This window comes from Leptolyngbya sp. DQ-M1 (assembly GCF_039962505.1).
In the GTDB taxonomy this organism is placed as follows: Bacteria; Cyanobacteriota; Cyanobacteriia; order Leptolyngbyales; family Leptolyngbyaceae; genus Leptolyngbya.
In genome coordinates this window covers 1227756-1236535 of record NZ_JAMPLJ010000001.1, presented here as the reverse complement: position 1 = coordinate 1236535, position 8780 = coordinate 1227756, and the positions used below count along the sequence as shown (strand labels likewise).

General features: G+C 49.9%; 9 protein-coding genes. 6 read left to right on the top strand and 3 right to left on the bottom strand.

The features are described from left to right. Positions 1-170 precede the first annotated feature (170 nt). Complete coding sequence (locus NC981_RS05990; protein ID WP_348242008.1) at positions 171-920, bottom strand: SH3 domain-containing protein; 750 nt, start codon at positions 918-920, stop codon at positions 171-173. 303 nt (positions 921-1223) lie between these two features. Between NC981_RS05990 and NC981_RS05985 the strand changes: the two genes are divergently transcribed. From NC981_RS05985 to NC981_RS05965, 5 genes are all read left to right on the top strand, one after another. After that, positions 1224-1418 (top strand): cytochrome b6f subunit family protein, encoded by a 195-nt coding sequence (locus tag NC981_RS05985; protein WP_348242007.1) that lies wholly within the window; start codon positions 1224-1226, stop codon positions 1416-1418. Positions 1419-1532: 114 nt separating this feature from the next. Further along, positions 1533-2630 carry an ArsA family ATPase gene (locus NC981_RS05980; RefSeq protein ID WP_348242006.1) on the top strand — a complete coding sequence of 366 codons (1098 nt, stop codon included), beginning with the start codon at positions 1533-1535 and terminating at the stop codon, positions 2628-2630. A gap of 4 nt (positions 2631-2634) precedes the next feature. Next, the gene (gene chlG / locus NC981_RS05975) at positions 2635-3639 is read left to right on the top strand and encodes a chlorophyll synthase ChlG (protein ID WP_348242005.1); all 1005 of its coding nucleotides are present in this window, start codon (positions 2635-2637) and stop codon (positions 3637-3639) included. A 321-nt stretch (positions 3640-3960) separates the two neighbouring features. Further along, positions 3961-6246, top strand: coding sequence for a penicillin-binding protein 1A (locus NC981_RS05970; RefSeq protein ID WP_348242004.1), 2286 nt, complete (start codon positions 3961-3963; stop codon positions 6244-6246). Positions 6247-6349: 103 nt separating this feature from the next. After that, entirely contained in the window at positions 6350-6553 is a 204-nt protein-coding gene (locus NC981_RS05965) for a hypothetical protein (protein ID WP_190378945.1), read from the top strand. 24 nt (positions 6554-6577) lie between these two features. Here NC981_RS05965 and NC981_RS05960 read toward each other — a convergent pair whose 3' ends face one another. After that, complete coding sequence (locus tag NC981_RS05960; protein WP_348242003.1) at positions 6578-6991, bottom strand: TerB family tellurite resistance protein; 414 nt, start codon at positions 6989-6991, stop codon at positions 6578-6580. Continuing rightward, the gene (locus NC981_RS05955) at positions 6984-8309 is read right to left on the bottom strand and encodes a 16S rRNA (cytosine(967)-C(5))-methyltransferase (protein ID WP_348242002.1); all 1326 of its coding nucleotides are present in this window, start codon (positions 8307-8309) and stop codon (positions 6984-6986) included. Before NC981_RS05955 ends, NC981_RS05960 begins: the two co-directional genes overlap by 8 nt. Positions 8310-8365: 56 nt before the next feature. Here NC981_RS05955 and NC981_RS05950 point away from each other — a divergent pair, with 56 nt between their 5' ends. Beyond that, a complete protein-coding gene (locus NC981_RS05950; RefSeq protein WP_348242001.1) occupies positions 8366-8737 on the top strand; it encodes a DUF6883 domain-containing protein in 372 nt (123 codons plus the stop codon). Positions 8738-8780 lie beyond the last annotated feature (43 nt).

Genomic DNA, 8780 nt, shown 5'->3' with positions numbered 1-8780 from the left:
AGGTCTTCTAGACTAAGCATGAGGGCAAACTGGGCGCGATTTTTAGCAATTTCAGCCTATCGGGTTTGCCCCTTTCTTGTCTCAATCCTTATCCCGAACTCAGGTTAAAGTAGTAATGCCAGCCGCTTCGTGAACGACTGACATTGTGAACCCTATTCGCTTCAAATAGACTACTGATCTGCTTGACTCTCAGCAAAATACTGCATCCGAATCGCCTTTTTCACGATCGGCGTTAGCTTTTCGCGCCAGTACCGAATATCCGGATACTTGATCGCAATTTTAAGTACATCATTCCAGCGGCTCTGCTTCTCAGCATTGACCGCCTTTTGGTATTGAACTTTAGCTTGATCCCAAGCTTGCGGCATTATCTTCAAAGCAGTTTGAGCATGAGGATAAGCTGCGCTGTCCGCCGAGATCATTTGAGCAAGTTTGATCGCACCCGGCAAATTTCCTGCTTGAAACTGAGACACCGCCTCGCGGTAAAGCCGGGTTCCTGATTCATCCGGCAGCACCTCTAAAGCCGGATCAACTACACGCCTGCTAGATAGCCTTGCAGCTGGTGGATCGCCCTCACATTTCTGACGAGTCAAATTCTGATAAACCCAGCCAGTCGTAGGAGCGCTTATTTTAAGCCAACCGTCCTGCTCTCCAACCACGGTCACAGTCTCGCCATTATTAAGCGATGCCACAATATTTCCGGGTTGAACAGCGGGAGTCGCTCGAACATTCAGCGGCGGTTTATCGTCGAAAACCACCGTTTTACAACTCGTAGCTTGCCCGGATGGACTCGAATCGGCGAGTTTCACCATCGATCGCGGATGAGTCAGTGCGTACATAGTGCCAACTAAAGTGACGGTGGCGGTGAGACAAGCCCCAACCATCAGCGGAGATTTGAGAATGGTTTTTAGGTTAACCGACATGGTGATGCATCAAGCTGATCAAGTTCAGAGCGGATTCAGAATTGACAATGAGCCAGGAGGAGCGAGACGAAGATTTTATGCTCTCTTTGTAGATTGCCTTAACTAACCCTAAATTGCATTCAGAACTTTTATCAGTCGTGTCGAGTTCGAGCTTCAAATTCATAGTGTTCTTACACTTGACAATCTCTGGGCATCCTGAGTGGAAGCCTGATTCTTCTTCCGTCGCTGGTTTCTTCGCGCTGAGCTTAATATGTTGCAACATTCTGGTAAACTTCATGACATGGTTAAGCATCAATAGTGGTAATGGAAATCGGTCAAAAAGTTCGCGTTCGTCGGTTGCGCGATCGCGTCTCTCAAGAAGTGATCAAAAAGCTCGGAGCGGTTGGAATTGTCCGGCAATTCAAAGTTGTGGACGGCAAAGGAGTTGGAATGTTGGTTCAGTTTGACGATAAATATTCGACCTGGTTTTTTGAGGACGAATTAGAGCAATACGACTAATTGATCTGAAGAAGCATTCAGGCAGTCGATACCATAAGAGAGTTGGGAGTCGAAAACTGGGAATGTATTCTCGGTTTTTGAAGTCCAACTCTCTGTTTGTTCAAAATACTGGATATGGCTTTTATATTGACGTTTTTGGGTAAGGGCGGGACTGGACGCACGACGATCGCTATCGCGGCGGCGAAAAAGCTTGCCAGCCAAGGAAAGCGCGTTCTTTTGGTTGGACAGGATTCCAGTCCAGCGTTTGGGTTAGCGTTAGGAACCCCGATCGGATCTGATCCACAAGAAATTGCACCGAATTTGAGCGCAGTTCAGCTTCAGACGACTACACTCCTAGAGCGCAGTTGGGACGAAGTGAAAAAGCTCGAAGCTCAGTACCTGCGGACTCCGTTCTTTACAAATGTGTTTGGTCAGGAATTAGGCGTTTTTCCAGGATTGGATGAACTCTTGGCGTTAAACGCGCTGCGGGAATTCAATCAAAGCAATCGTTACGATACGATCGTCTATGACGGCACAGGTGACCAAAATACCTTGCGAATGATCGGAACGGCTGAGGTAGCAAGCTGGTATATTCGTCGATTCCGGCAGGTCTTCGTCGATTCAGATTTGGGTAGAACGCTATCGCCGTTTATTCAACCTGTTGCCAGTGCTATTCTGACCAATGCAAATTTTGCAGGCGATAACTTTGCTCAACCCACGGGACAAGTGAATGACTTGTTAGAGCAGGGCAAGCAAGCGGTCAACGATCCAAAACGGATGGCGGCGTATTTGGTGACAACTGAGGATGAAGGCGCGATCGCAGCCGCAAAATACCTTTGGGGTAGCGCTCAGCAAGTTGGATTAACGGTCGGCGGCGTTTTACTCAATCGCTCGACCGATGCCTCTGCATTAGACGAAGCGTTTCAGCCGCTTCCAGTTTCCACCATTCCAGTTCAGCCTGTGAATGATTGGCAACCCTTGATCGACGCGCTGCCAGAGTTTAATCGCGCTTCAGAAGCGCCCCGCCCGATCGCAGTGAATGTAGCGGAAAGGAAAGTAAGCTTATTCTTACCAGGGTTTGACAAGAAACAAGTCAAACTCACGCAGTACGGGACAGAGATCACGATCGAAGCCGGCGACCAGCGACGAAATATTGATTTACCACCAGCTTTACGGGGACAGCCTGTGAGCGGTGCAAAATTCCAAGACGGCTACCTCATTATTTCCTTCTAACCTTATGACTGATTCTCCTGACCTGACTACGGACACTCAAGAGAGCGGTTCCCCGGAGAACCGCTCTGCAAAAACTCGCCAGCTTCTCGGCATGAAGGGAGCTGACGTGAAAGGATCTTCGATCTGGAAGATTCGACTGCAGCTAATGAAGCCGATTACCTGGATTCCGCTAATGTGGGGAATTCTTTGCGGTGCGGCTTCATCGGGCAACTACCACTGGGTTCTCGAAGACGTGCTGAAATCAGCGACCTGTATGCTGCTAGCCGGCCCCTTGCTGACAGGCTACACCCAGATCTTGAATGATTACTACGATCGCGAAATTGACGCGATTAACGAACCATATCGCCCGATTCCATCCGGTGCGATTCCATTGGGACAAGTCATCATCCAAATTTGGGTGCTCCTGCTGAGTGGAGTCGGGTTGGCGTATGTGCTCGATCGCTGGGCGGGTCATGAGTTCCCAACCATTACGGTGTTGGCGGTTGTCGGATCATTCTTGTCCTACATCTACTCAGCACCCCCGCTCAAGCTGAAGCAAAACGGCTGGCTCGGCTGCTATGCGCTCGGTGCAAGCTATATTGCGATTCCTTGGTGGACAGGTCATGCGCTGTTTGGTGATTTAAATCCGACGATTATCGCGTTGACGCTGTTCTATAGTTTTGCAGGGTTGGGAATTGCGATCGTCAACGACTTTAAAAGCGTTGAGGGCGATCGGGCTTTGGGACTGAAATCCCTGCCTGTGACGTTTGGGGTTCCGACTGCCGCTTGGATTTGTGTGCTGATGATCGATGTATTTCAGAGCGGAGTTGCGGCGTACTTGATGGCAATTCATCAGAATCTGTACGCAACGTTATTGATTTTTCTGATCATTCCCCAGATCACGTTTCAAGACATGTATTTCCTTCGCAATCCTGTGGAAAACGACGTGAAATATCAAGCCAGCGCCCAACCTTTCCTAGTGTTTGGAATGCTGGTGACGGCATTGGCGCTAGGTCATGCGGCTATTTAAGGTTGGCTTCCGGACAAGCAAATTCGCGCTTCTGATGACAATCCGCAAGCCGGAAAATTTGGAGGCGCGATTGCAAAATCTCTAAAGTCTTGTAAACTAAGCGTGAGTATTTGTACAAATTTTGAAGCGTCTTCTGATACAGGGTTGGGAGATGCCCGGCTTGCCTGAGATCCAATTGATACAGTCGCTTGCCATTGATCGAACGAAGGTTGATTTCCGCAAGACTAGCAGTGTGTGTGAGGTACGAATGTGGCAAAGAGTAGCTCGAAGCGCAACGGGAAACCCACTCAACCTGATTATTCCCCAACAGGGCTAGACTCTATGACAGACGGAACTGACGGAAAAAAACGCACCCCGAAAGCGCGATCGGAGCGCAAGCGGACGCGGCGGGGTGCGCGCAAGCTGACGGAAAGTTCTCGCTTGACAGGAGTTCGGGATTGGATCACTGGAGTCACAGCCCGGCTCAAACCTTTGGGAGAAAAAATCCCCGCACCGCTGAAAGAGGCGAAAACTTGGAGATGGATTGTTGGCGGCGTGGTGGTGATCGGTGGAATTGGTGCACTTCGAGTCGCTGCGATCGAGATTGACAGCAGCCTGCCCAATCCTGCTGAAATTAAAACGTTTGCTCGTCCTGGAACTCTGACGATTCGGGCATCGGATGGTACGGTGCTGCATCAGCTAGGCCCTGCAACCCGACAGAAATTGGCGATCGATAAAATTCCCCAACGCCTCGTGCAAGCGTTTGTCGCTTCAGAAGATCGGCGGTTTTACGATCACGGTGGACTTGATTTTCAGGGTATTGGACGAGCGGTTTTTCGGAACCTAACCTCTCGCGATGTCGTTGAAGGCGGCAGTACGATCACGCAGCAGCTTTCTCGAATTGTGTTTCTCGATCAAGACGATCGCAGCATTGGACGAAAAGTGCGGGAGGCCCTGATCGCGCAGAAACTTGAGCGCGACATCGACAAGCAGAAGATTCTAGAGAAATATCTCAATTTTGTTTATCTTGGCTCTAACGCCTACGGAGTTGCAGATGCCGCTTGGATTTATTTCAGTAAGTCCGTCGAGCAGTTAACGCTGGGAGAAATGGCAACGATCGCCGGACTACCCCCCGCTCCGAGCTTGTATTCGCCACTGGTCAGCCTAGAAAAAGCACAAGAGCGGCGCAATGTAGTGCTCGATAAAATGGTCGTCGCGGGCTACATTACCGAAGCAGAATCACAAGCAGCACAGGCTGAAAAACTGGTGGTAAAACCGAGTACGCCGAGAAATATTCAGAGTTCTTCACCGTATTTCACCTACTACGTGCAGCAGCAGCTTGAAAAATTGGTGCCGAAAGAGGCGCTATTTGCAGGCGGGGTCACGGTTGAAACGACGCTGAATGCAAAATGGCAAAAAGCAGCAGAAAAAGCGTTGAAAACCGCTATTCGTGAAGATGGCAGCGCAGAAGGCTTCAAACAAGGCGCGCTCGTGTCGATCGATCCGCGGAACGGTGAGATTCGCGCGATGGTGGGCGGCTACGATTTTTACAAAGATAGCCAGTTCAACCGAGCGACTCAAGCACAGCGACAGCCTGGATCAACCTTTAAGCCGTTTGTTTATGCGACCGCGATCGGCGCTGGGTTTTCTCCGAATCAGTCTTATCTTGATGAACGCTTCTCGATCGATGGCTACCAGCCGAAAAACTATGGCAACAAGTATTCTGGCTGGATGAGTATGAAATCGGCGCTGACGAAATCGATTAATACGATCGCCGTGAAAGTGCTGATGGATGTGGGATATAAGCCCACGATTGATTTAGTTCGCAGCGTAGGTATTGCCTCTAAGGTGGAACCAACGCTAGCGCTAGCGCTGGGTGCGTATGAAGTCAATCCGCTAGAGCTAACCAGCGCTTATGGCGTGTTTGCGGCGCAAGGAAATTTTGTTCAGCCTCATGCCATTCGGCGCGTGCTCGATCGCAACGGCAAAGTTTTGTTCGATTCTAACTTCAAGTCCAAGCGAGTTTTAGATGCAGAAACGGCTGCAATCACCAACTGGATGATGCGCGAGGTCGTGACCGAGGGAACCGGACGCGCCGCGCAACTCGGTCGTCCCGTAGCTGGAAAAACTGGAACCTCTGAGGAAGCGCGAGACTTATGGTTTATTGGCTATATCCCGCAGCTTGTTACAGGCGTTTGGCTGGGCAACGATGATAGCTCGCCGACCGGGGGAACGAGCGGAACGGCAGCCTATACCTGGCAAGAGTTTATGAAAGAAGTCGTGCAGGGAATGCCTGTGCAGAAATTTGCGGAAATTCCAGCGAATCTCGAAGACCGCAAAGGCACGATTAAACCGCAACCGATTCGAGCAGCGCGAACACGATCGCTCGGTCAAGAGCCTGACCCGGCAGAAGAGCAACCCAGACAGCGCTATTACGAAGAACCTGCACCGGAACCGACCTATTCAGAACCCCGTCGCTCTGAGCCAGCGTATTCTGAGCCTGCGCCCAGTCAAGCGGAGCCAGCCCCAGAACCTGCTGCGGCTCCAGAACCCCCTGCTGCGGCTCCAGAACCTCCCGCTCCGGAGCCCCCCGCCGCGACTGATCCCGCTCCTCCCCCTGGGAATTAGGGAAAATTACCTGATTCGTCATTGCGAATCGAACCGTTGAAAGATGCCCTGATATGATGGCTTTGATAACTTATCTCTAGTAGAAAATTACAGGAGTATTTACATGAACCTTCTATTAGAAGTCGCAACGAAGCCTGGAATGCAGTTTCCGGTGTCATTCACGGCTGTTTATGTGGTTGGCTTTATTGCAGCAGTGACCTTCGGCTCGATCACCTGGTACAACTCAAAACGCCCGGTGGGTTGGGAAGATAAAGAGCGCCCAGATATTGTTCCTGAAGTGAAGAAAGAAGAAACTCCCGGTCTCTAATTTTTATAAGCTCTGGACGATCGTTCAGAGCTTTTCAATTTTTGCAATGCCGTGTTGATAAAGCTTGCAAATCGCAGCAATGATTTTTGTGTGCAAACTGGGTGCAGGTTCGGATTCAAGAATCTGGAGTCGAGTTAGAAGTTTTGCTTCTTCATGGGCGATCGTTCCGTCTGCATAAATTAATTGACTAATCGCTTCGAGCAGTTGATGGCACCGTTCAGCCGTGGGATGCTCACCGAGATAGTCTTGCACCCATTGATAACATTCTTCAGGTTTGACCGATCGCAGTTCGTAGAGAATTGGCTGAATTTCGCGATCCTGGTCTACTCCTTTATCTTTGGCGATGCGCTGGATATGCAGTCGTTCTTCGGGCTGAATGCATCCATCAAGCCAAGCGACCCCGATCAGAATTTTAACGAGCGTTTTTGCGTCATCCATGTCTTAGTCTGACCATAAAGAATCCGTCCATATTATGGCGGTGCGGTAGAACTTTAATCCAGCCTTCCGGTGTCGTAAATTCTGCAAGTGAATCAGAGCTTTCGATTGACCATTGAGGATGGTGCGCTAGGAACTGTCTAATCACGGCTTCGTTTTCGATCGGGTTTAATGTGCAAGTTGCATAAACTAAGACTCCTCGCGGTTTGACCCAGGTTGCCGCTTCGGTGAGAATTTCTTGCTGAAGTTGTGCCAGTTGTGTGGCACTCTCGGGAGTTTGTCGCCAACGAGCATCGGCATGACGATTGAGCGTTCCCAATCCAGAACAAGGCGCATCGACTAGAACCCGATCGCACACCCCTTTCAACTGCGGCACATTGCGACTATCACCGATGAGGGTTTGAATCGACTGGAAGGATAAGCGATCGAGGTTCTGCTGTAGCTTCTTCAGGCGAGATGCGGTTTTATCGATCGCCCAAACCGTGCCGCGATCGCGCATGAGTTCTGCAAGGTGCAATGTTTTACCACCGGGAGCCGCGCAAGCATCGGCAACAATCTCTTCAGGTTGAGGATCGACGAGATAGCTCACCAACTGAGCGCTACTATCTTGCACAATCCACCAGCCCTCGGTGTATCCCGGTAGGCTATAGATTGCACCCACCGCAGGCAACCGCAGTGCATTCGGTACGTTCGGAATGTGATCGGCGTGGATATCCTGCGCCTGCATTGCGGCTTCAACTTGATCGATATTCGTTCTGAGTGTGTTAATTCGCAAATCAATCTGGGGCGATCGATTCATCCATTCACACAGCTTTTCGGTTTCTTCAATTCCGAACTGATCACACCAGACTTGAACAATCCAATCAGGATAGCTGTGTAAGGTTCCGATTCGGGCGATCGCGTCTTCGGGTAATTGCAGTGGATCAGCGTGCAGAATCGTTTGTGAACGAAGATACTGCCGCAATAATCCATTCACAACCCCAGTTAATCCGCTTAGCTTATTCTGCTTTGCAAGTTCGACGCTTGTATCTACGGCAGCAGAGGCTGGAATTTGGTCAAGATAGCGCAGTTGATACAGTCCCAATTGCAGAATCAGACGTAAATCAGGAGGCTGGTCTTTCTTTTTGGCAAACTGATCAATCAGCGCATTGAGAGTGCGCTGGCGGCGAATGGTTCCGTAAACTAATTCGGTGAACAAACGGCGATCGAGCACATTCACATCGGCTTGATGCAGCGCTTGATCAACGGCAACATCCGCAAAGGCTCCTTTCTGGATGGCTCGGAGTGCGAGAAACGCGAGTTGGCGGGGATTTTGAGACAACGATCGGCAAGGGCTAAGATTGGCTTATCTAGAATAACAATCGATCGAGTGCGTTGATGAAGTTGCCAAATGGTGAGAATGCTCAACTTGGAGATAAAGTTGAGCGATACTGTCTGAATCTTGCGCACTCTAGAGGCAGAAATAAAGCAATCCTCTTCAGAAGTCGGCTTGGAATCACACTCGACAACAAAGAAATTTTAGAGATTGCGTTATTGGAAGCAGCAGTGACTTTGGATCAATTTGTAGTGGTTTGGCGATCGGCAACGAAATCTGATGTTTCAATCTCTGAGCAAGTGGCAGCGATCGTCGAACAATTACCGGACGATCGCCGCAAGCAGGTGTTTGAATTTGCGCGATCGCTAGTGCTGAAGGAGCATTTCGTTCAATCAGAAACATCCGTCGTCAGAGCAATTCTGGGAATTAGATAAAGGGGCAACAGAAATCCAAACGAAACCCACTAGAATGAGTTGG

What these genes read in the sequence shown, in the direction of transcription:
- NC981_RS05990 (WP_348242008.1), bottom strand. Translation starts at nt 920, where the DNA reads ATGTCGGTTAACCTAAAAACCATTCTCAAATCTCCGCTGATGGTTGGG.
- NC981_RS05985 (WP_348242007.1), top strand. Translation starts at nt 1,224, where the DNA reads ATGGAAATCGGTCAAAAAGTTCGCGTTCGTCGGTTGCGCGATCGCGTC.
- NC981_RS05980 (WP_348242006.1), top strand. Translation starts at nt 1,533, where the DNA reads ATGGCTTTTATATTGACGTTTTTGGGTAAGGGCGGGACTGGACGCACG.
- chlG (WP_348242005.1), top strand. Translation starts at nt 2,635, where the DNA reads ATGACTGATTCTCCTGACCTGACTACGGACACTCAAGAGAGCGGTTCC.
- NC981_RS05970 (WP_348242004.1), top strand. Translation starts at nt 3,961, where the DNA reads ATGACAGACGGAACTGACGGAAAAAAACGCACCCCGAAAGCGCGATCG.
- NC981_RS05965 (WP_190378945.1), top strand. Translation starts at nt 6,350, where the DNA reads ATGAACCTTCTATTAGAAGTCGCAACGAAGCCTGGAATGCAGTTTCCG.
- NC981_RS05960 (WP_348242003.1), bottom strand. Translation starts at nt 6,991, where the DNA reads ATGGATGACGCAAAAACGCTCGTTAAAATTCTGATCGGGGTCGCTTGG.
- NC981_RS05950 (WP_348242001.1), top strand. Translation starts at nt 8,366, where the DNA reads ATGAAGTTGCCAAATGGTGAGAATGCTCAACTTGGAGATAAAGTTGAG.